General features: G+C 60.6%; 20 protein-coding genes. 9 read left to right on the forward strand and 11 right to left on the reverse strand.

Annotated features, from left to right (window positions below):
• Positions 1-83: 83 nt before the first annotated feature.
• From fis to gcbA, 9 genes are all read right to left on the reverse strand, one after another.
• On the reverse strand, positions 84-404 hold the full coding sequence (fis, locus tag ACQ4MY_RS10325; RefSeq protein WP_003221275.1) for a DNA-binding transcriptional regulator Fis: 321 nt from the start codon (positions 402-404) through the stop codon (positions 84-86).
• Positions 401-1,411 carry a tRNA dihydrouridine synthase DusB gene (gene dusB, locus ACQ4MY_RS10330; RefSeq protein ID WP_008078180.1) on the reverse strand — a complete coding sequence of 337 codons (1,011 nt, stop codon included), beginning with the start codon at positions 1,409-1,411 and terminating at the stop codon, positions 401-403. The genes fis and dusB overlap by 4 nt, the downstream gene beginning before the upstream one ends.
• Before the next feature lie 185 nt (positions 1,412-1,596).
• Positions 1,597-2,886 carry a DUF3426 domain-containing protein gene (locus ACQ4MY_RS10335; protein WP_440094968.1) on the reverse strand — a complete coding sequence of 430 codons (1,290 nt, stop codon included), beginning with the start codon at positions 2,884-2,886 and terminating at the stop codon, positions 1,597-1,599.
• A 30-nt stretch (positions 2,887-2,916) separates the two neighbouring features.
• On the reverse strand, positions 2,917-3,795 hold the full coding sequence (gene prmA, locus ACQ4MY_RS10340) for a 50S ribosomal protein L11 methyltransferase (RefSeq protein ID WP_008078183.1): 879 nt from the start codon (positions 3,793-3,795) through the stop codon (positions 2,917-2,919).
• Positions 3,796-4,041: 246 nt separating this feature from the next.
• Positions 4,042-5,400 (reverse strand): acetyl-CoA carboxylase biotin carboxylase subunit, encoded by a 1,359-nt coding sequence (accC, locus tag ACQ4MY_RS10345; protein WP_102899385.1) that lies wholly within the window; start codon positions 5,398-5,400, stop codon positions 4,042-4,044.
• A 17-nt stretch (positions 5,401-5,417) separates the two neighbouring features.
• Positions 5,418-5,876 carry an acetyl-CoA carboxylase biotin carboxyl carrier protein gene (gene accB, locus ACQ4MY_RS10350; RefSeq protein WP_008078186.1) on the reverse strand — a complete coding sequence of 153 codons (459 nt, stop codon included), beginning with the start codon at positions 5,874-5,876 and terminating at the stop codon, positions 5,418-5,420.
• 48 nt (positions 5,877-5,924) lie between these two features.
• Positions 5,925-6,377, reverse strand: coding sequence for a type II 3-dehydroquinate dehydratase (aroQ, locus tag ACQ4MY_RS10355; protein WP_008078187.1), 453 nt, complete (start codon positions 6,375-6,377; stop codon positions 5,925-5,927).
• A gap of 248 nt (positions 6,378-6,625) precedes the next feature.
• Positions 6,626-8,572, reverse strand: coding sequence for a methyl-accepting chemotaxis protein (locus tag ACQ4MY_RS10360; RefSeq protein ID WP_440094969.1), 1,947 nt, complete (start codon positions 8,570-8,572; stop codon positions 6,626-6,628).
• A gap of 51 nt (positions 8,573-8,623) precedes the next feature.
• Complete coding sequence (gcbA, locus tag ACQ4MY_RS10365) at positions 8,624-10,294, reverse strand: diguanylate cyclase GcbA (RefSeq protein ID WP_440094970.1); 1,671 nt, start codon at positions 10,292-10,294, stop codon at positions 8,624-8,626.
• Between the two features lie 436 nt (positions 10,295-10,730).
• Between gcbA and ACQ4MY_RS10370 the strand changes: the two genes are divergently transcribed.
• From ACQ4MY_RS10370 to ACQ4MY_RS10400, 7 genes are all read left to right on the forward strand, one after another.
• Positions 10,731-11,798 carry a DUF2333 family protein gene (locus tag ACQ4MY_RS10370; RefSeq protein ID WP_008078193.1) on the forward strand — a complete coding sequence of 356 codons (1,068 nt, stop codon included), beginning with the start codon at positions 10,731-10,733 and terminating at the stop codon, positions 11,796-11,798.
• 3 nt (positions 11,799-11,801) lie between these two features.
• Positions 11,802-12,359 (forward strand): NUDIX hydrolase, encoded by a 558-nt coding sequence (locus tag ACQ4MY_RS10375; RefSeq protein ID WP_440094971.1) that lies wholly within the window; start codon positions 11,802-11,804, stop codon positions 12,357-12,359.
• A gap of 307 nt (positions 12,360-12,666) precedes the next feature.
• Positions 12,667-13,038: a translation initiation factor Sui1 gene (locus ACQ4MY_RS10380; RefSeq protein ID WP_007914613.1), complete on the forward strand. Its 372-nt coding sequence runs from the start codon at positions 12,667-12,669 to the stop codon at positions 13,036-13,038.
• Between the two features lie 219 nt (positions 13,039-13,257).
• Positions 13,258-15,171, forward strand: coding sequence for an arginine decarboxylase (gene speA, locus ACQ4MY_RS10385; RefSeq protein WP_440094972.1), 1,914 nt, complete (start codon positions 13,258-13,260; stop codon positions 15,169-15,171).
• Positions 15,172-15,403: 232 nt separating this feature from the next.
• Positions 15,404-16,750 carry a contractile injection system protein, VgrG/Pvc8 family gene (locus ACQ4MY_RS10390; protein ID WP_440094973.1) on the forward strand — a complete coding sequence of 449 codons (1,347 nt, stop codon included), beginning with the start codon at positions 15,404-15,406 and terminating at the stop codon, positions 16,748-16,750.
• Positions 16,747-17,541, forward strand: a complete 795-nt coding sequence (locus tag ACQ4MY_RS10395; RefSeq protein ID WP_440094974.1) for a DUF4123 domain-containing protein — start codon at positions 16,747-16,749, stop codon at positions 17,539-17,541. Before ACQ4MY_RS10390 ends, ACQ4MY_RS10395 begins: the two co-directional genes overlap by 4 nt.
• Before the next feature lie 18 nt (positions 17,542-17,559).
• On the forward strand, positions 17,560-18,435 hold the full coding sequence (locus tag ACQ4MY_RS10400; protein WP_440094976.1) for an alpha/beta hydrolase: 876 nt from the start codon (positions 17,560-17,562) through the stop codon (positions 18,433-18,435).
• On the opposite strand, the gene ACQ4MY_RS10405 is transcribed toward ACQ4MY_RS10400, so the two are convergent.
• Positions 18,429-19,778 carry an MATE family efflux transporter gene (locus ACQ4MY_RS10405; RefSeq protein ID WP_008078221.1) on the reverse strand — a complete coding sequence of 450 codons (1,350 nt, stop codon included), beginning with the start codon at positions 19,776-19,778 and terminating at the stop codon, positions 18,429-18,431. The genes ACQ4MY_RS10400 and ACQ4MY_RS10405 overlap by 7 nt on opposite strands.
• Positions 19,779-20,023: 245 nt before the next feature.
• A complete protein-coding gene (locus ACQ4MY_RS10410; RefSeq protein WP_007914623.1) occupies positions 20,024-20,317 on the reverse strand; it encodes a hypothetical protein in 294 nt (97 codons plus the stop codon).
• Between the two features lie 238 nt (positions 20,318-20,555).
• Here ACQ4MY_RS10410 and ACQ4MY_RS10415 point away from each other — a divergent pair, with 238 nt between their 5' ends.
• Complete coding sequence (locus tag ACQ4MY_RS10415; RefSeq protein ID WP_053116915.1) at positions 20,556-20,858, forward strand: MazG-like family protein; 303 nt, start codon at positions 20,556-20,558, stop codon at positions 20,856-20,858.
• Positions 20,858-21,607, forward strand: coding sequence for a methyltransferase (locus tag ACQ4MY_RS10420; protein WP_440094979.1), 750 nt, complete (start codon positions 20,858-20,860; stop codon positions 21,605-21,607). The genes ACQ4MY_RS10415 and ACQ4MY_RS10420 overlap by 1 nt, the downstream gene beginning before the upstream one ends.
• Positions 21,608-21,617: the final 10 nt, after the last annotated feature.

Raw genomic sequence — 21,617 nt, forward strand, 5'->3', positions numbered from 1 at the left:
CTCAATTTCCATCAAAAGCAAAGGAAGTCAGCAAAAAAGGCGACCGTTTTTTACGCGGGCGCCTTTCTGGTTTGATTGAATGCTTACAGCAGATCGTACTGCTTGAGTTTCTTGCGCAGCGTGCCGCGGTTGAGACCGAGCAGCTCACTGGCCTTGGTCTGGTTGCCCTTGACGTAGTTCATCACGCTTTCGAGCAGGGGCGCCTCGACTTCGGAGAGCACCAGGTTGTACACATCCGTGACGGATGCGCCCTCAAGGTGGGCGAAATAATTGTGCAGCGCCTTCTCGACACTCCCGCGAAGGGTCTGGCCTTCTTCGCTCGGGGTATTGAGGTGCTGTTTCAAATTCACGTTGTCGCTCACGGGTGCTGTTCCACTCACTAAAGTCTCGGTCATCATCGTCATGCGGCCACCCCTTCTTCGTCCCCTGTCAGGCTCTTGTAATGCTCGGCGAAGAACTCCCGAACATTGGCGCATTGTGTTTCCGTACCATCCAAACGATTGAAGTGGGCGCGAAACTCCTTGGCGCCCGGCAAGGTTGCGAGATACCAGCCCACATGCTTCCGAGCAATTCGCACGCCCATCACGTCCCCATAGAAAGCGTGAAGTGCGGCCAGATGCTCAAGCAGTATGTGTTCCACCTCGATCAGCTTCGGCGCCGGCAATTTCTCGCCGGTACGCAGGAAGTGTTCGATCTCGCGAAAAATCCATGGCCGCCCTTGGGCGGCGCGGCCTACCAACAGGCCATCGGCACCGGTCGCATCAAGCACGTAACGGGCCTTCTCCGGCGAATCGATATCGCCATTGGCAAACACCGGGATCGACACGGCCTGCTTGATCGCGGCAATCGTGTCGTACTCGGCTTCACCCTTGTACAGATCGGCGCGCGTGCGGCCATGCACGGCCAGCGCGGTGATCCCGGCCTGCTCGGCGATCTTCGCCACGGTCAGGCCGTTCTTGTTGTCGCGATCCCAACCGGTGCGGATCTTCAGGGTGACCGGCACATCAACCGCAGCCACAACGGCCTGCAGGATCTCGGTCACCAGTGCTTCATCTTTCAACAACGCGGAACCGGCGGCCTTGTTACAGACCTTCTTTGCCGGGCAACCCATGTTGATATCAATAATCTGTGCGCCCAGCTCTACGTTGGCCCGGGCTGCATCCGCCAGCATCTGCGCGTCGCCACCGGCAATCTGTACCGAGCGTGGCTCGGGATCGCCTTCGTGGATCATGCGCATGCGCGACTTGCGGGTGTTCCACAAGCTCATGTCGCTGGTGACCATTTCCGAGACAACAAGCCCTGCGCCCAGACGCTTGCACAGCTGACGAAAGGGCTGATCGGTGACACCCGCCATCGGGGCGAGAATCAAGCCGTTCTGCAATGTGTATGGGCCGATGCGTACCGCCGACATAGGACTTCCCTGAAGTGGGGCCGGATCATGAGAGTTCGAAAAAGGGTTGGCATGATACCCGCTCTCGATGACTGGATAAAGGCTGAATTGAACAAAATCTGAACAGTTATTCTGTTATTGCCAGCGGTTTGGTTGCGCGCTGCAAAGTCAGAAAACTGCCGTCAATTCAGAAACGGTGAAGCGATTCACTCGGGCGAGTGGAAACTCAGGCTGTAATTCACCGCTTTGGGGCCTGGATCGAGAATATCCAGCGCGATGTGGATCGGCGTCTGCGGCGGCATTTCCGCCAGGCCTTCGAGATCACCGCTGAGGTATTCGCCGGGTTTGAAGCGACGACTGGCAATCAGATGGCCGTTGAGATCGGCAAAACGCAGCTCCAGCAGCGGAAACGGCTGGGAGAACGTCGCACGGTTATAGATGATTGCGTCCACCACCAGGGCGCCACTGAATTCGGGATGGCTGCGCACCACCAGGTTGCTGCTCTTGATCCTGGCGATGTCTACCTTCGACGGCACGCTGCAGCCGATCTGCGGGCAAATCTGTTGGAACCACGGACGGTATTGATCCTGTCGCGCCAGTTCGTCGAAATGATAAGACACGTATTGGGCGACGAGACCGCCCGCCGCCAGTAGCACCAACAATAGCCACAGCAGGCGTCGGCCCCATGGCGAACGGCGCTTCTGCCAGTCCAGTTGCAGCGGGTCGTCGGTCAGGTCTTGCAATACTTCAGCGCGGACGCCCGGTTCGGCGCGGTCACGTTTTTTGCGCGACGGTTCGATCGTCGGCAGGTCGTCGTCATCGCTTTCGTCGCTGGCCGTGAAGCGTTCGCGACGGGCCTTCGGGTCAATCGGATCGTGCAGGCGCAGTTGCGGAATGGCCGGTTCGTCGTCCAGATCCACCGGTTCCAGCGACAGCGAAGGCTCAGTGCGTGCGGCTTTGACCTGCTCGATGTCGACGGTTTCTGGCTCGTCTTCTTCTTCGTGTTCGGCAGTGTGCTCATCGGAGCGTGCGCTGAACAGGCTGTCGCGCCAAAGCGCTTCATCCGGTTCAGGGCTATCGCGGCGTGCGCTCAGGGAATCTTCGCGTTGACGACCGAATTCGGTGGTCGGCTGGATTTCCCGTTGTTCGAGGCGAGCGAGTTCTTCGTCCAGATCGAGGCTGTCGAGATCCAGTTCCGAGGCGCTCCACTGCTTCTGGCTGATGGCACGCGGCGCCACTGGCTCAATAGCTGGCGGCTCGACAACGGGAAGCTTGGCCAGGCTCGGCGGCTCGGCGGCAGGCAGCTCGGCAAGCGGCGGCGCGACCGCTGTCACCGCGTCCTTGCCGGCGTGTTGTTCCAGCAGCTGTTTGGCCGCGTTGAACACTTGCAGGCAGGAGCCGCAGCGAACCACCCCGCGGGCCACGCTCAATTGAGCATGGCTGACACGGAAGCTGGTTTGGCAATGCGGGCACTGGGTGACGAAGCTGTCGGTCATGCGGCGATCCGGATTATGCAGGCGGTCATTCTAGCGCCGACGGCCGGTGATGCGCACCCAGCCATCGCGATTGGCGATCGGATCGAGATCGAAGTCCTGCGCGTAAGCGGCGGCGACTTCATCGCCTTGCTCGGCAAGGATGCCCGACAGCGCCAGACGGCCACCGGATTTCACCAGGCTGGACAGTTGCGGCGCCAGCGAAACCAGCGGGCCGGCGAGAATATTGGCGACCAGCACGTCGGCTTGCACTTGCGGCAAATCTTCCGGCAGGTACAGCGGGAACAGTGCTTCGGCAATATTGTTGCGCCCGGCGTTGTCGCGCGACGCTTCCAGCGCCTGCACGTCGATATCGGTGCCAACAGCTTCTTTCGCGCCGAGCAGCAGGGCAGCGATGGCCAGAATCCCCGAGCCGCAACCAAAATCGAGCACGTTGCAGTCTTTCAGGTCCTGACCGTCGAGCCATTCCAGGCACAGCGCGGTGGTCGGGTGGGTGCCGGTGCCGAAGGCCAGACCCGGATCCAGCAGCAGGTTGACTGCGTCAGGTTCCGGCGCGGCGTGCCAGCTCGGCACGATCCACAGGCGCTGACCGAAACGCATCGGCTCAAAACCGTCCATCCAGCTGCGTTCCCAGTCCTGATCTTCGATGACTTCGCTGTGATGCTCGGGCAGCGGGCTGCCGGTCAGCAGTTCCAGATGCGCCAGAACCGGTGCCGGTTCAGTGCCGCCTTCGAACAGCGCCAACAGATGCGTGTGCGCCCACAGCGGGGTGGTATTGAGTTCCGGCTCGAAGATCGGCTGATCTTCGGCGTCCATGAAGGTCACCGACACGGCGCCCACTTCAAGGAAAGCGTCTTCGTAGGTTTCGGCTTGTTCCGGGCTGATGGCGAGACGTACTTGCAGCCAAGGCATGGCGGGCACCTTTGAAAAATATTGATTGCAGCCTAGCGGCCGGCGAGAAGCGCGCAAGTTTACGCGAGCGCGGCGCAGAACACGAACATGGTTGAAGATCAAAAGATCGCAGCCTTCGGCAGCTCCTACAGGGGGAGTGCAGCGACTTCCATGGTGACTTGCACGGTGACTTCCATAGCGGGCTTTTGAAACCTGCAGAAACAACAAAGCCGCCCGAAGGCGGCTTTGTCTGGTGCGGGCTGAAGCTTAGTGCTTCTCGCCAGCCAGCTTGTGCTCGAGGTAGTGAATGTTCACACCCCCCTTGCAGAAGCCTTCATCACGAACCAGATCGCGGTGCAGCGGGATGTTGGTTTTGATCCCGTCAACCACGATTTCGTCCAGGGCATTGCGCATGCGTGCCATGGCTTCGTCGCGGGTCGCGCCGTAAGTGATCAGCTTGCCGATCAGCGAGTCGTAGTTCGGCGGAACGGCATAGCCACTGTACAGGTGCGAATCGACGCGAACGCCGTTGCCGCCTGGAGCGTGGAAATGCTTGACCGTGCCCGGGCTCGGCATGAAAGTTTTCGGGTCTTCAGCGTTGATCCGGCATTCCAGCGAGTGACCGCGGATAACCACATCATCCTGAGTGAACGACAGCTTGTTGCCAGCGGCGATGCTGAGCATCTCCTTGACGATGTCGATACCGGTGACCATTTCCGAAACCGGGTGCTCCACCTGAACACGGGTGTTCATTTCGATGAAGTAGAAACGACCGTTCTCGTACAGGAACTCGAAAGTACCCGCGCCGCGGTAGCCGATGTCGATGCACGCCTTGACGCAGCGAGCCAGTACTTCTTCGCGCGCTTTCTCGTCGATGCCCGGTGCCGGTGCTTCTTCGAGAACCTTCTGGTGACGACGTTGCAGCGAGCAATCGCGGTCGCCCAGATGGATCGCATGACCCTGGCCGTCAGAAAGAACCTGGACTTCCACGTGACGTGGATTGGTGAGGAATTTTTCCAGATAGACCATCGGGTTGCCGAACGCCGCGCCAGCTTCGGTGCGGGTCAGTTTGGCGAAGGCGATCAGGTCTTCTTCCTTGTGCACCACGCGCATGCCGCGACCACCACCGCCGCCAGCGGCTTTGATGATCACCGGGTAGCCGACTTCACGACCAATGCGCAGCGCCGTTTCTTCGTCTTCCGGCAGTGGGCCGTCGGAGCCTGGAACGGTAGGAACGCCCGCTTCGATCATCGCGTGCTTGGCCGATACCTTGTCGCCCATCAGGCGAATGGTGTCGGCTTTCGGGCCGATGAACGCGAAGCCGGAGTTCTCGACCTGCTCGGCGAAATCAGCGTTTTCCGCGAGGAAACCGTAGCCTGGGTGAATGGCGGTAGCGCCAGTCACTTCGGCGGCCGCGATGATGGCCGGGATGTGCAGGTAGGACTGAGCGGCAGACGCCGGGCCGATGCAGACGGATTCGTCTGCCAGACCCAGGTGCATCAGCTCTTTGTCGGCCTTGGAGTAAACGGCGACGGTCTTGATGCCCATCTCTTTGCAGGCACGCAGAATCCGCAGGGCGATCTCACCGCGGTTCGCGATCAGAACTTTTTCCAACTTCGCAGTCATCAAAGGCTCTCCGCAGTTCAAACGATGGTGAACAGCGGTTGGTCGTACTCAACCGGCTGGCCGTCTTCGACGAGGATGGACTCGATCACACCGCTGGTTTCAGCTTCGATGTGGTTCATCATCTTCATGGCTTCGACGATGCACAGAGTGTCGCCTTTCTTCACGGTCTGGCCGACTTCAACGAAGGCTGGCGAGGCTGGCGAAGATTTACGGTAGAAGGTGCCGACCATCGGCGAACGGGCAACAGTGCCGTTCAGCGCTGGCGCAGCAGCGGCAACCGGGGCTGCAGCCGCTACCGGAGCAGCAACAGGTGCGGCAGCCGGCGCTTGCATCGGAGCCGGCGCGTAGTACTGCTGAGCCGGGGTCTTGCTGTGACGGCTGATGCGTACGGACTCTTCGCCTTCCTTGATCTCGAGCTCGTCGATGCCGGACTCTTCCAGCAATTCGATCAATTTCTTAACTTTACGGATATCCATGAATCATCAACTCCCAAGGGTCGGTCAGGGGCGCTTAACGCTTGTATTTCAAGTCGTTGCCGGTGTTTCAAGCTGTTCTAGTGCAGCCTCCAGGGCCAGGCGGTAACCGCTGGCGCCAAGGCCGCAGATCACTCCCACCGCTACGTCGGAGAAGTAAGAGTGATGGCGGAAAGGTTCGCGTTTGTGCACGTTGGACAAATGCACTTCGATGAATGGGATGCTCACTCCCAGCAACGCGTCACGTAATGCGACACTTGTGTGTGTAAAAGCTGCTGGATTGATCAGAATGAAATCCACACCTTCGCCGCGCGCGGCGTGGATGCGGTCGATCAATTCGTACTCGGCATTACTTTGCAGATAGAGCAGATGATGGCCGGCTTCACGGGCGCGGCGCTCCAGATCCTGATTGATCTGCGCCAGGGTCGTAGAACCGTAAGTACCGGGTTCGCGGGTGCCGAGCAGGTTCAGGTTGGGGCCGTGCAGCACCAGAAGGGTTGCCATCTGCGTTGTCCTTGTTATGGGTGAGCAAAGTTCAGAACCCGGCGACTATGCCGCAAAGACTTTGTGACTGTCCAGTTCTATGCAATAGCCAGCACGATGGCCGATGATTGCGCAAAATATGTGACCGAGTGATTAGATCCGGTCATTTGCGGTAATCCCTGTAGGAGCTGCCGAAGGCTGCGATCTGTTGATTTTTAGAAGCAAGATCAAAAGATCGCAGCCTTCGGCAGCTCCTACAGGGATTTTCGTCAGACGCGAAAGGCCTGCACGGCTGTATGCAGTTGGCCGCCAAGTACCAGCAAGTTCTCGCCCTGTTCGCGACCTTGGCCGATCCGCAGCAAGTTATCCCCACCCAACTGATGAATCCGCTCGCTGTGGTTGCGAATCTCGCTGACTGCGCCACTTTGTTGCGCCGTAACGTCGGCAATGCGGATGGCCGTGTCGGAGATGGTTTGGATCGCGCCGACAATTTTATCCAGCGCGCCATCCGCCGCCTGCGCCTGATTGGCCGTGGCTTCGGCGTGTTCGACCTGTGCGCGCATGCCTTCGACCGATTGCCGCGCCGCCGTTTGCAGTCCGGCAATCAGCGTCTGAATTTCCGCCGTAGCCCCGGCGGTGCGCTGCGCCAGTGAGCGTACTTCCTCGGCGACCACAGCAAAACCACGACCCATTTCCCCAGCCCGCGCCGCTTCAATCGCCGCGTTCAGCGCGAGCAAATTGGTCTGATCGGCAATCGAGCGAATCACCGTCAGCACGCCACCGATGGTCGCTGACTCCTCAGCCAGATGTTCGATCATCTGCGCATTGCCTTGTACTTCACCGACCAAGGCATGCAGCCCGGTCAGGCTCTGGCCGATCACGGTTTGGCCGTGTTCGACGGCCAGTCCGGCATGACGGCTGGCATCGGCTGCCTGCTGCGCATCGCCGGCCACTTGCTGAATGGTCGCTTCCAGTTCACCGAGGGAGTCGCGGATCAGCGCGGTATCGCCGGCCTGATGTTCGGCGCCACTGTGCAGATCGTTACTCAGTTCGGCGAGGGTGCGACTGCTGCCCGCGACTTGTTCAGCATTGCCACGAATGGTGCCGACCAGGTCCACCAGATAGGCGCGCAAGCGATTGAGCGAAGCCTCGATGTCGTGCAGTTCACGGTTGGTCTTACCCAAATGAATGTCGCGGCTGAAGTCGCCCTCGGCCCAGGTTGAAAGCGCCGGGGCGAGATTGGTCAGGGTGCGCGAGAGCCGCCGCTGCAAGGTATCGATCAGCAACGCGATCAGCAGAATCAGGCCGATCATCACATCTTGCATCAGACGTACTTCGCCTTGAATTTGCCCATGTTGCGCCCGCACCACCGGTTCCAGGCCGGCGATGGCCTGCTGCACAGCGGTGATTTTCTGGTGGGTGGCGGTACTGAGCTCAGTGCGTTTCTGGATCTGCTCCCGGGTACGCGCCAGCTCCGCCGGATAGCGCCCGAGCAGGCTGTTGAGTTCACGTTTGAGGCCGACACCGGCATCTTCGGCGACGGTTTTTTCGCTGCTTTCGATGCCCATCATCGCGGCGAAATCGTCGCTGCCCGATTCGTTGTTGGCGACGACGCCGAGCAAGGGCAGGGCATCGATTGCTTGAGCCTGGGAGCGGATATTAGTGACTTCGCGCTCAACGTCGGCGGCCAGTTCACTGCGCCCGCTGCTGACCAGTTTGTCCCGTGCCAACGACAGTTTGCCCAGGTGCTGCGAAGCGGCGAGCAGCGGCGTGAGATAAGCCGCATTGCCATTGGCGTAGGTGCTGAGTTGATCGAGACTGGCGCTCAGTTCACGTTCGGCCTGCAACAACAAGGCTTGCGGGTCACCGGCCAGTTTGCCGGCAGCGAGCAGGTCGGTTTTGCTGAATTCTTCCAGGCCAGTCAGGCTCGGACGCAGGGTGTCGGCCAGCGCTGGCGGTAATTCATTCAGTTCTGTCTGCAGGCCGGCGATGGCTTGGCTGGCGGCGCTCAGGCGCAAGGCGTCACCGCTGGCGAGGTAATCCTCGACGTTGCGCGCCACCTCATTCTGAAATTGCTGCGACAACCCCAGATACCGCTCCATCAACAGATACGGGCGTTCGAGGGCTTTTTGCGACCACCACAACGTGGCGCCGAGTGCGAGGCACACGGCGACCAGCAGCAGCGTATTGAGATTGGTGAGCAACTTCAGGCGCATGACGGCTACCAACGGCAGAAATGGTAAGCGACTGAATTTATTGCGGTTCTGTTACAGGGTTATGACCGATTCGGTGGAATCCGATGAAAAAGTGGCACTTTGCTTTGATTCGCGCGCGGTCTGCACACGATTGCGCCCGGCACCCTTGGCACGGTACAGCGCCTCATCGGCCTGGTTGGCCATCATCAGGCTGTCGCAATCGTCATGCATCTCCACCACGCCGGCGCTGAAGGTGCACCACAAATCCTGCGGTTGCGCCGGGTAATGGATCTCGGCGAAGCGCTGACGGATTTCGTCGAGCACTTTGTGCGCAGCTTCCATATCGGTGTCGGGCATGACGATGGCGAACTCTTCACCGCCATAGCGGCCGATGAAGTCGGTCTTGCGCAAGCGCTGTTTAAGGAACAGTGCGAGGCTCTTGATCACGCGGTCGCCCATCGGGTGGCCGTGGCTGTCGTTGACCCGTTTGAAGTGGTCGATGTCGAGCATGGCAAAGCTCAGCGGCTTGTTCTCGCGGCGTGCGCGGAACGAGCAGTCTTCGAGCAATTGCAGAATGTGCGTGTGGTTGTACAAACCGGTGAGGCTGTCGCGGACCATTCGTGCTTTCAGATTGCGCGCGCGGGCGGCGCGGTTGCGCACGGTAGTGATCAGATGGCGCGGCTTGATCGGTTTGGTCAGGAAGTCGTCGCCGCCCTCGCTCATCGCGTCGAGCTGCTTGTCCAGATCGTCCTCGGCCGACAGATAGATGATCGGCACGCTGACATAACGGTCGTTGTGGCGGATCACCTTGGCCAGTTCGGTGCCGGTGCAGGCCGGCATGTACATGTCGAGAATGATCAGGTCGGGCTGGAAATCCGCGAGCTCGGCCATCGCCTGAATCGGTTCGATCAAGGTGCGGGTGACGATGCCGGCGCTGTTGAGCAGGCGCTCGGTGTGCAGGGCCTGTGCGCGCGAATCGTCGATGATCAGCACTTTGTAAGGTTCGTACTGGGCGACGCAGGTAAGGACTTCGATCTTTTCCAGCAGGCTCGACGCTTCGAGGGTGCCGGTGAGGAACTCCTGGCCACCGGCGCGCACGGCGGCGAGACGGGTCGGGGTGTCGGTTTCATGCAGGCTGAAGAACAGCAACGGCAGCGGTTCATCCAGACCGACCTGGGCTTCGGCGGCGAGCTTCAGGCCGATGCCGGCCCCGCTGAAGTCCACGTCCATGACGATGGCGGCTGGCAAGCGCTCGACCATCGAGGAGCGAAACGCGGAAACGCTGTCCAGTGCCTGCGCGCTCAACCCGAAGAATTCCAGTTGCTTGGCCAGCCGTTCGGCACGGTCATGATCCTGCAGCATCACGTAGATCGGTTTGCGCAGCGGCGGCAGGAACGTCTGGTCGAGTTGATCGCCATGGCGCAGGCCGGTGCGCGACAAGCGCTGCATCAAGCGATTGAGGTCGGTGATCAGGCCGCTGCTGAGGCGGCCGCGATTGGCGTCCACCGCTTCCAGCGACTGGCTGATGTGGTGCGCGAGTTGCGTGTGTTCCGGCTGTTCGAAACGCTCGGCAAAACGCAGCAGGCGCAAGTTCGCCTCGCTCAATTCGGCGAGGTCGACGGTGGACCATTCACTGCGTTGCAGGCGCTGCCATATCTCAAGAATCTGACGTGCCTGATGAATTACCCGCTGGGCAAAGTGGTGCTTGAGACGCTCACGGCTGGGGTCTTCTGGCTCGGTCATATCCTGACTACTAGTTAGGCTGCATGCTGAGATCGACTGGTGGCTCTATGCTAGCACCTCTTTTCCCTTAGACGAGTGTCGTACATCAATAATCTGCAGTACGACACAATTCAGTTTCTGACCGAAGAGTCTTGTTTTCGACCTGTTCGTCGGCGAAGTCCCCGCTAACCGGACGTATTCCCGGTCAGGTGCTTAACTCAGGGTGATTTCTCGCGGGCGTTCGTATCCATGCGCTGAATGAGCGTTTGGCGGATTTTCCAAGGTCCGCATCAGCCCGGATACACATGGCGGCCTCAGGGATTCCCCTAGTTCTGATCGATACGTCATTCGCCCACATCATTTGCGGCTTATCTTTGCCGGCGGGTGCCCGGCCTTGGCACGTTGTTGTATGGTTGTGGTCGAACCGTTGAACCCAAGTGATTGAAAGGATATCGCCATGCTGGACTGGAAAAACCGCGCGGGCAGCGCGCCTGAACGTGCCGCTGAACCCAAGTCGGCCACCCGCAGCTACGTTGGCGGGCTGTTGTTCAGCCGCGCACTGGCCACCTTGATCGGCATTTACCTGCTGGTGACCATTGGCCTCGGCTGGTACTGGAGCCAGGAGCCCGCGCTGTTTCCGGTGGCGCAAAATGCCCAGGCGGCAGCCGAGAAAGAAGGCAAAAAAATGGTGGTCGGCTACACCACGGTGGAAACCCTGAAGACCGTCGCCGGCACCTTGCTCGACAAGCCGGGCGGTTATATTTCCAACGACCGTTTCCCGCCAGGCCTGTGGATGGACAACACGCCAAGCTGGGAATACGGCGTGCTGGTCCAGGTCCGCGACCTGACGCGCGCCCTGCGCAAAGACTTCGCCCGCTCGCAATCGCAGTCGGCTGAAGATGCCGATCTGGCCAAGGCCGAGCCGCGCTTCAACTTCGACAACAAGAGCTGGATCCTGCCGTCCAGCGAGTCGGAATATCAGGAAGGCATCAATTCCCTGAGCCGCTATCAGGCACGTCTGTCTGACCCTACCCAGAAAAACGCCCTGTTCTATGCGCGCGCCGATAACCTCAACAACTGGCTGGGCGATGTCGGCACTCGTCTTGGTTCGCTGTCGCAACGGCTGTCGGCCAGCGTTGGCCGGGTCAAGCTCAATACGGCGCTGAAAACCGAGGTTCCGGCGGTCGGCGAAGTGCCGCAGGTTGACGAAGAAGTCGTCGAGACACCGTGGATGCAGATCGACAACGTGTTCTACGAAGCACGCGGTCAGGCTTGGGCGCTGTCGCATTTGCTGCGCGCGATTGAAGTCGACTTTGCTGATGTGTTGGCGAAGAAGAACGCCACGGTCAGCGTGCGTCAGATCATCCGTGAGCTGGAAGCCTCGCAGGAACCGGTCTGGAGCCCGATGATTCTTAACGGCAGCGGCTTCGGCGTCTTGGCCAACCACTCGTTGGTCATGGCCAACTATATTTCCCGTGCCAACGCCGCTGTGATCGATCTGCGTCAACTGCTCAATCAGGGATGAGTCATGTCCGATAGCCTGAAAGAAGCGGCGCACCGTGCCGCTTCGGATGCCGAACAGATCGCCTGGGTCGACGAGCAGGACAACCTGCTCGGCGCGCTGGTGCGTTCCGAGTTGCGCGAGCGCGGGCTGATCGGGCGGGGCACTTACATCATGCTGTTCAATTCCGCCGGTGAGCTTTGCGTGCATCGGCGCACCTTGAGCAAGGCGATTTATCCCGGTTACTGGGACGTCGCAGCGGGCGGGATGGTGCAGGCCGACGAAACCTACGCCGAGTCGGCGGCCCGTGAGCTGGAAGAGGAGTTGGGCGTGAGCGGCGTGGAACTCACGGCGCACGACCATTTCTTTTTCGAAGACACCGGTAACCGGCTCTGGTGTTCGGCGTTTTCCGCCGTGTGGGACGGCCCGCTGATCCTGCAGCCGGAAGAAGTGCTGGAAGCGCGCTTTATTCCGGTCGGGCAGGTGATGCAGGAAATCCAGCAAAAGCCCTACTGCCCGGACTCCTTGGCCGCTTTGAAGCGCTATCTGAAGGCGCAGCAAAGCGACGTCGCAAAGAACACATAAATTGGCGCCGATTGGCACTTAGCAATCGGGATTTTTGCCGTTACACTGCGCGACCTTTTTTCAAACTGCACCGGATAGTTTGAGGTTGGCCTGCTGACCCACTGTAGGAGCTGCCGAAGGCTGCGATCTTTTGATCCTGGTTTTTAAAATCAAAATCAAAAGATCGCAGCCTTCGGCAGCTCCTACATGTCAGCAGTCCATGATCGATATCCGGTGCAGTAGCGCTGCCCCTGCCTGAGTGGGGCTTCGCGGTCGCTGACCTTGCCCAAGGTTGCGATCAGTCTTTGTCCTCCCAAGAGGATTGCCGGTGGCCAAAAAAGCCGCATCCTTCGCCGCCCTTGGTGGCCTGGTATTTTCCACCGACGCAGGTCGTCATTGCCCGGAATGCAGTAAGCCGGTGGACGCCTGTATCTGCAAACAAACCGTGATCCCGGCCGGCGACGGCATTGCCCGCGTGCGACGCGAGAGCAAGGGCCGTGGCGGCAAGACGGTGACCACCATCACCGGCGTGCCCCTGGCCGAAGACGCGCTCAAAGAGTTGGCGACAACGTTGAAGAAACGTTGTGGCACCGGCGGGGCGTTAAAAGACGGCATCATCGAAATCCAGGGCGATCATGTCGAGCTACTCTTGGCTGAGCTGATCAAGCACGGTTTCAAAGCGAAGAAGTCCGGCGGCTAGCAGCCTCTGTGAAATCCATCTGCGGCTTGATCCGGCGCTGAAATACTTCAGATCCGGCGTCGTCTCCATGGTTTTCACAGAGCCTGTTCATGACCGGTTTCTAAACTCCACGCGGTCAGCGCGGTCTACCGCCGCGCTGACGAATCGTCATTTTCATTCTTTAGACTGCGCCGGCCTGCAATCAGGCGACGCACTATGACTTCTTTATAGGGGACTTCGATGTCCGTACGACGCACACGTAAAGACGATGGCAGCCAATGGACAGTTGCGGACAGCCGCAGTGTTTACGGGATTCGCCATTGGGGGGCCGGGTATTTCGCGATCAATGAAGCCGGTCGCGTCGAAGTTCGTCCGAACGGCCCGAATAGTTCGCCTATCGACCTGTTCGAGCAAGTCGACCAACTGCGCAAAAGCGGTTTGTCCTTGCCGTTGCTGGTGCGTTTCCCCGACATCCTGCAAGACCGTGTCCGCCAGTTGACCGGCGCCTTCGATGCGAACATCGAGCGCCTGGAATACCAGAGCAAGTACACCGCGCTGTACCCGATCAAGGTTAACCAGCAAGAAGCGGTGATCGAGAACATCATCGCCACCCAGGACGTCTCCATCGGTCTGGAAGCCGGCTCCAAGCCTGAGCTGCTGGCCGTGCTGGCGCTGGCGCCGAAGGGCGGTACCATCGTCTGCAACGGTTACAAGGACCGCGAGTTCATTCGTCTGGCGCTGATGGGCCAGAAGCTTGGCCACAACGTGTTCATCGTCATCGAGAAGGAATCCGAAGTCGCCCTGGTGATCGAAGAAGCCGCCTCGCTGAAGGTCAAGCCACAGGTTGGCCTGCGCGTGCGCCTATCGTCGCTGGCGTCGTCGAAGTGGGCGGACACCGGTGGCGAGAAATCCAAATTCGGTCTGTCGGCAGCACAGTTGCTGTCGGTGGTCGAGCGCTTCCGCGCGGCTGGCCTGGATCAAGGCATTCGCCTGCTGCACTTCCACATGGGTTCGCAGATTGCCAACCTGGCTGACTATCAGCACGGTTTCAAGGAAGCGATTCGTTACTACGGCGAACTGCGCAACCTCGGTCTGCCGGTCGATCACATCGACGTCGGTGGCGGTCTGGGCGTTGATTACGACGGCACGCACTCGCGTAACGCCAGTTCGATCAACTACGACATGGACGATTACGCCGGTGTCGTGGTCGGCATGCTCAAGGAATTCTGCGACGCGCAGGCCCTGCCGCATCCGCACATCTTCTCCGAGAGCGGCCGTTCGCTGACGGCGCACCACGCCATGCTGGTGGTGCAGGTGACCGACGTCGAGAAACACAACGACGAAATCCCGCAGATCGAAAACAAGGAATCGCTGCCGGAAACCGTACAGTGGCTGGTTGACCTGCTCGGCCCGACCGACATCGAAATGGTCACCGAAACCTACTGGCGCGCCACCCACTACATGAGCGACGTGGCCGCGCAGTACGCCGACGGCAAACTGACCCTGGCTGAAAAAGCCTTGGCCGAGCAGTGCTACTTCGCGGTGTGCCGTCGCCTGCACAACTCGCTGAAAGCCCGTCAGCGTTCGCACCGCCAAGTGCTCGACGAGCTCAACGACAAGCTGGCCGACAAGTACATCTGCAACTTCTCGGTGTTCCAGAGCCTGCCGGACACTTGGGCGATCGATCAGGTCCTGCCGATCATCCCGCTGCACCGTCTCGACGAAGAGCCGCTGCGCCGCGCCGTGCTGCAGGATCTGACCTGCGACTCCGACGGCAAGATCAATCAGTACGTCGACGAGCAGAGCATCGAAACCAGCCTGCCGGTACACGGTTTGAACGAAGGCGAAGACTACCTGCTGGGCGTGTTCCTGGTCGGCGCCTATCAGGAAATCCTTGGCGACATGCACAACCTGTTCGGTGACACCGACTCGGTGAACATCTATCAGAACGCCGATGGCAGCGTGTACCACGCCGGCATCGAGACCCACGACACCATCGAAGACATGCTGCGTTACGTGCACTTGTCGCCGGAAGAACTGATGACCCACTACCGCGACAAGTGCGCCAGTGCGCGCATCAGTGCCAGCGAGCGCACGCAGTTCCTCGATGCCTTGCGTCTGGGCCTGACCCGTTCCTCCTACCTGTCTTCCTGACATCGGCTGTGATTTCGCCGGGTTGTCTGAATTTTTCCCACACGCTGTGGAAAATTCGGATAACCCGGTGGGATATCTCCTAAATTCCCTGCCAAATCCTCGCTTATCCCCGCCCGCAAACTCATTTGGTCTGCTTTTCTCGTAGGTCATTTCCTAAGTTGTACTTCGGCACTCTACTCGGCCATGGCTCTCGGCGAGAATCCCCGGCCGCCCCTCCTGTAGAGATCCGCCTATGTTTGATCCAGTCAACGAGCCGATGTTTCGTCTCGATGTAGCGGGCTTGTCCGACGCCTTCGAAGTGCTGGCGTTTTCCGGTAGCGAGGCCCTCAGCGAGCCGTTCGCCTTCGACATCGATGTGTTGGTCGAGGATGCGCAACTGGATCTCGCTGGCTTGTTGCACCGTTCGGTGTTTTTGCAGTTCGGCGCCGCGTGCAACGGCGTTCACGGGCTATTGCACAGTGTTGTCCAGCACGAGCACGGCCAGGGTTCGAGGCTGTGCCGGGTGCGGCTTGGCCCGAGGCTGAACTGCCTGGACCTGCGCTTCAGTCAGCGGGTGTTCAGTGCCTGTTCGATACCGCACATTCTTGCGCAGGTGCTCAAGGAGCACGGGATCGTCGGTGCCCAGCGACGCTTTGAGTTGGCGGGTGACTATCCGGCGCTGGCTTTCTGCACTCAGTACCGGGAATCGGATCTGCAATGGCTGCAGCGCTTGTGTGCGCAAGCCGGCATCCATTATCACTTCGAGCATCGACGCGACGGTCATTGCCTGGTGTTCGGCGACGATGTCGCGCGCCTGCCGCGCGCAGGGGCGGCGCGTTTTGCTGGCGCGGCGGAGAACGAGGCGCCAGCGGTCCGCCGATGGCGCCTGCAGGATGTCTGGTCGCCCGATGCCCACGGCGTGCCAGTTGCGCAAATGGCCGAGGGCGAAACCGATGTGCCGAGCCTGCGCAGTGGACGCTGGTTGCCGCTGGCGGGGCATCCGTTTGCCGAATGCAATCGCCAGTGGCTGTTGTCGCGGGTTGAACACCATGCTGATCTTTCGCTGGACCCGCCGTATGGCAACCGGGTTTTCGCCACCCTTAATAACCCATCGCGTGTCCCCGACCTCCAACCCGTCAAGCCGCGGATGCACAGCCTGCAACGCGCCTGGGTGGTGGAAGTGGATGAGCCTCGTCCCGACTGCTCGCGGCCGGTGGCGGTGCAATTCGACTGGCTGTATCAGGGCGAAGGCGCCGCCGCCAGCCACTGTTGGCTGCCGTTGGCGCCAGCACTGGCCGACAAGGCATTGCCGTGGTTGCGTGAAGGGGTCGAGGTGGTGGTGAGTTTTCTTGAGGGTGATCCGGATCAACCGGTGATCAGTGGCGTGCTGCAGGCGCCGCTTGCCGATGAAGAAAAACCGCAGGAACCGCCCCCGCTGCCGGAACATTTGCACAGTGAAGGCTTGCCGCAACTGTTGAAGAGCGCGCAACCGCTGGTGCTGTTGTGCCTGATGCCTGGCGGTGGCAGCTACAACCATTGTCGGCAGTCGGTTTGCAGCTGTCGGCTGGTCAGTGCGCTTGATCAGAGCGGTCGCGGATGAGCGCCGTAGCGCTTGACCCGATGTCGTCATGGTTGTTGCTGGATGTCCAGGAGTCGCCACAGGCGCTGAAGGTGTTGCGGCAGGCATTCGTCGGGCTCAAGTATTTCTGGCTGTTCGACAGCACCGAGTTTCAGACCGTGCGTGAGCAAGGGCCGTTGCTGATCGAATTGCAGGACAGCGAAGCGCTGCAAGCGTTATGTCTGCGCGACCCACAGCTCTGGCGCGGCCTGTTGCTGGAGAGCGCCGCTTCGACAGCGGCGCTGCTCGCGCATTTGCGGCGCATGCTCACCGTGTCCTTCGGCCTGCACCACCGCGCCATGCTCGGCTATTACAACCGGCAGACTGCCAGTTACTTCTTCGATGCCTGTGATGCCCGTGAGTTGAGCCGCTGGCTCGGGCCGATCGACCAGTTGCGCTGGTTCGGCGGCACGTGGGCAGACCGGGCGATCGGCAGTCAGGGCTGGCAGCAACTGCGTAACCCAGGCCTGGCGGTGGCGCCGCTGGCCGTTGAGGAAAACCTCTCGGCGCGGCAACGCGAGCGTCTGCAAAGCTGTCTGCTTGAGCAGCACATCTGGCGCTGGTGCCAATCAATGGGAACCGATTACGTAACGCTGTCCTCCCATGTTCAGCAGGGGCTGGCGCTGGGTTTCAGCGATCGTGACGTGCTCGATGGCTGGCTGTGGCTACGCTTGCTGCATCCGCGGGCTGTGCTGGTGCCGCCGCCAACGGGGCTGACCCAGCAGGCAGGGCTCGATCATGTGCGCCGCCAATGGCAGAACGATCAACCGTGAAACAGAGGTTCGGCGCTTATGGCAGGTACGTTTGGGCAACGGTTCGGCGCACTGATCGGCGGGCTTATGCTCCTGGTGCTGGGCGCTTGCTCGCCGGTGAAAGTGCTCAATGCCCTGACGCCGGACGACACCTTCGATAAAGCCGTGGGCATTGCCTATGGCGATGATCCACGGCAGAAGCTCGATGTCTATGTGCCGCGCCATCCGCTCAAGGGCGCGCCGGTGGTGGTGTTCTTCTATGGCGGCAGCTGGAACAGCGGCAATCGTGGGGATTACACCTTTGTCGGCGAGGCGCTGGCGTCGCGCGGGATTGTCGCGGTGCTGGCCGACTATCGGTTGTATCCGCAGGTGCGTTATCCGCTGTTTCTGGAAGATGGCGCGCGCGCCGTGGCGTGGACCAGGGCGCACATCAGCGAGTATTCCGGTAACCCGCAGCGCCTGTATTTGATGGGCCACAGTTCCGGTGCCTACAACGCATCAATGCTGGCGCTGGATACCAATTTGCTCGGGGCGGTCGGGATGTCACCCAAGGACCTCAGCGGCTGGATCGGGTTGGCCGGGCCGTATGATTTTCTGCCGATCGAAAACCCCGACGTGCGTCCGGTGTTTTTCTGGCCGGATTCTCCAGCGCAATCGCAGCCGATCAACCACGTCAGCCGGGGCGCGCCGCCGGCCTTGTTGATTGCGGCGAGCAAGGACAACCTGGTCAACCCAAAGCGCAACACCGGCGGCCTCGCCAGCAAGCTGCGCGAAGCCTCGGTGCCGGTGCAGGATTTGTACTACTCGCGGCCAAGTCACATCACCCTGGTGGCCACTCTTTCACGACCGCTGCGGCGGCTGGCGCCGGTCCTTGATCAAGTGGTCGGCTTCATCGAACACACCCCGACTCAGTGAGCCGCACCGCTAAACCAGCCATCGTTGCGCTTGAGCCACCAGGCTTGCGCGCCGAGGGTGAGGCTGCGCAACACCATGAACAACAGGAAAGATATCCACAGGCCATGGTTGCCCAGGCCTTGCAGCGCCCAGGCGAACGGCAGCAGCAGAACCACCGTCATCAGCATGCCGTTGCGCATTTCGCGGGCGCGAGTGGCGCCGATGAACAAGCCATCGAGCAAATAACTCCACACCGCAATCAATGGCAGCACGGCGAGGTAGGGCAGGTAGATGAACGCGGTGTCGCGCACGCTCTGGATGTTGGTCTGCATCTCGATGAACAGATGCCCGCCGAGCAGGAACAACGCGGCAAAACCGAGGCTGGCGATCAGTGACCAACCGCCGGCCACCACCAGCGAACGGCGCAGCGCGAGGCGATCTCGAGCGCCAATGGCGTGCCCGCACAAGGCTTCGACGGCGTGGGCGAGGCCGTCCAGCGCATGCGCAGTCAGCAGCAGGCCGTTGAGCAGCAGGGCATTGGCGGCGACGGTTGCATCGCCAAGACGCGCGCCTTGCACGGTGATCATGAAGAACACCGATTGCAGGGCGAGGCTGCGGATGAAGATGTCGCGGTTGACCGCCAGCAGCGGGCGCCAACTCTGCCAGACTTTCAGCGCGGCCCAGACGATGTGGCCCGGATAGGCGCGCAAGGCCTTGCGGGTCATGAACAGGCCGAGCAGGGCGCCGCTCCATTCGGCGATCACCGAGGCGCGGGCCGAACCGACCACGCCCCAGTCCAGACCGATGACGAACCACAGGTTCAGGGCGATGTTGATCAGGTTGGTGCTGAGCAGAATCGCCAGCGGCGCCCGCGCATTTTGCGTGCCGAGGAACCAGCCGACCAACGCATAACTGGCCAGCGCCGCCGGCAAACCGAACAGCCGCGTATGGAAAAAATCCCGGGTGAGCTGATCAAGCTCAGCCGACGGTTGCATGAAGTGCAGCGCCACGCCACTCAGCGGTACGCCGAGGGTGCCGAGCAGCACTGCCAGGCCCATCGCCAGCAACAGGCCCTGCAACAGAATCTGCCGCAACGCCGCGCCGTCACTGCGCCCGGCCGCTTGCGCGGCAAAACCGGTGGTGCCCATGCGCAGAAAACCCATGGCCCAGGCGAGAAAGGTGTACAGGCTGGCGCCGACTGCCACCGCGCCCAATTGATGCGCGTGGGGCAAGTGGCCGATCACGGTGCTGTCGACCAGCGCCACCAGCGGCACGGAAATATTCGAAAGAATCATCGGCGCGGCCAGCGCCCAGACCTTGCGGTGAGTCGGGCGGTCGCGCCAGTCGGCGATCAGGTTGGACATGCGGGCTCCTTGGGGGAGCGGCATTGTAGCGATTAACGCTATGCCCTGTAGGCGGTGGGACAGCTAGAGATGTTTCCACTGCACCACACTCCTGCAGGGGAGAAGTTGTGTGCGGGAGGTTGTGGGTGAGGATTTATGCGCCCCCGAATAAACCGGTAGGAGCTGCCGCAGGCTGCGATCTTTTGATGTTGCCTTAAAGATCAACAGATCGCAGCCTGCGGCAGCTCCTATAAGGTTTTGGGGTGTCAGTGGATGATCCAGCTCAGCAACCACAACCCCAGCAGCAACCAGATGATCCCGGCAATGATCGACGCATTCATGAACGCCCGAATCGCCGACCACAACAGCATCAACCCGACGATCAGCGCAATGATGCTGATGATCGACGTGTCCATGCCCAGGGTCTTCGCCAGCCCGTCGACAAAATTGCCGCCGGCGTTACTCAAAATATTGAACAGCCCGCTGAGGCCATCGACGATAAAGCGGATGACCGAACCGAGTGCCTGGCCGAGCCATTCGAAAAAGCTTTCTACCTGCATGTGTTCATCCTGATGAAAGAGCTGAGCCTTGGGCCACAACGCAGGTGGCCGAGTTCCCTGTCACGAGTATGGCCCATGCTGCGCCGAACGGAAAACCGGTAGGAGCTGCCGCAGGCTGCGATCTTTTGATGGTGTTTTTCAAAACCAAAGTCAAAAGATCGCAACCTGCGGCAGCTCCTACATGGGCCTTGCCTTCGGTCGATATCCGCTTGAAGCTATACGCCTTCAGGAGAGCCCGATGAACCTTGTTGAACTGACCGAACGCCTGCACGCCATTCGCGACCGCAATGACTGGCGGCAATTTCACAGCCCGAAAAACCTGGCCATGGCCGCCAGCGTCGAAATGTCCGAGCTGGTGGAAATCTTCCAGTGGCTGAGCGAAGACCAGTCGCGCCAGTTGCCCGCTGACAAACTCGCCCACGCCGGGCAGGAAGTCGGCGATATCGTGCTGTACCTGTTGCTGCTGTGCAGCGAGTTGGGGTTGGACATGAATGAAGTGGTGCGCGCCAAGCTCGCCGACAGCGAACGGCGGTTCAGCTGATGAGCGACCGGCATTTCGACCAATTGGCGACGCGTTTCGCCGAAAAAATCTACGGTGGCGCCAAAGGCGCGATTCGCCTCGCGGTGTTGCAGGCAGACCTTGCTGAAGCGCTGCCGGATCGTCCGTTGCGCGTGCTCGACATCGGCGGAGGCCTCGGCCACATGTCGCTGTGGCTCGCCGAACGTGGCCACGACGTGACCTTCACCGAGCCGGCCGAGCCGATGCTCGACGGCGCGCGCCAGCGTTTCGCCGAAGCCGGGCAGACCGCAACGTTCATTCAGGCGCCGTGGCAGGAATTGCTTGGGCAACTCACCGAACCCTACGATCTGGTGATCTGCCACGCCGTCCTCGAATGGCTCGCCGAACCCCACGCGATCCTGCCGGTGCTGCATCAATTGACCAAGCCCGGTGGCTGGTTGTCGCTGGCGTTCTACAACCGCGATGCGCTGATCTACCGCAACCTGCTCAAAGGCCATTTCAAGAAAATGCGCAAGAACGACATGGCCGGTGAAAAGCAGAGCCTGACCCCGCAGCAACCCCTCGATCCGCGCGAATTGGCAACGCAACTCGAAGGGTTGTGGCAGGTCGAAACTCAAAGCGGGATCCGGGTTTTCCACGACTACATGCCGGTGGAGTTTCAGGCCCGCGCCGAACTTGTCGATTTGCTCGAGATGGAGCTCGCTCATCGTCGTCACCCAAGCTTCGCCGGGCTTGGGCGCTACTTGCACTGGATCTGCCGGCCGATCTGATCGGAGCGCG

Source organism: Pseudomonas sp. SM4 (assembly GCF_051913165.1).
Lineage (GTDB): Bacteria > Pseudomonadota > Gammaproteobacteria > Pseudomonadales > Pseudomonadaceae > Aquipseudomonas.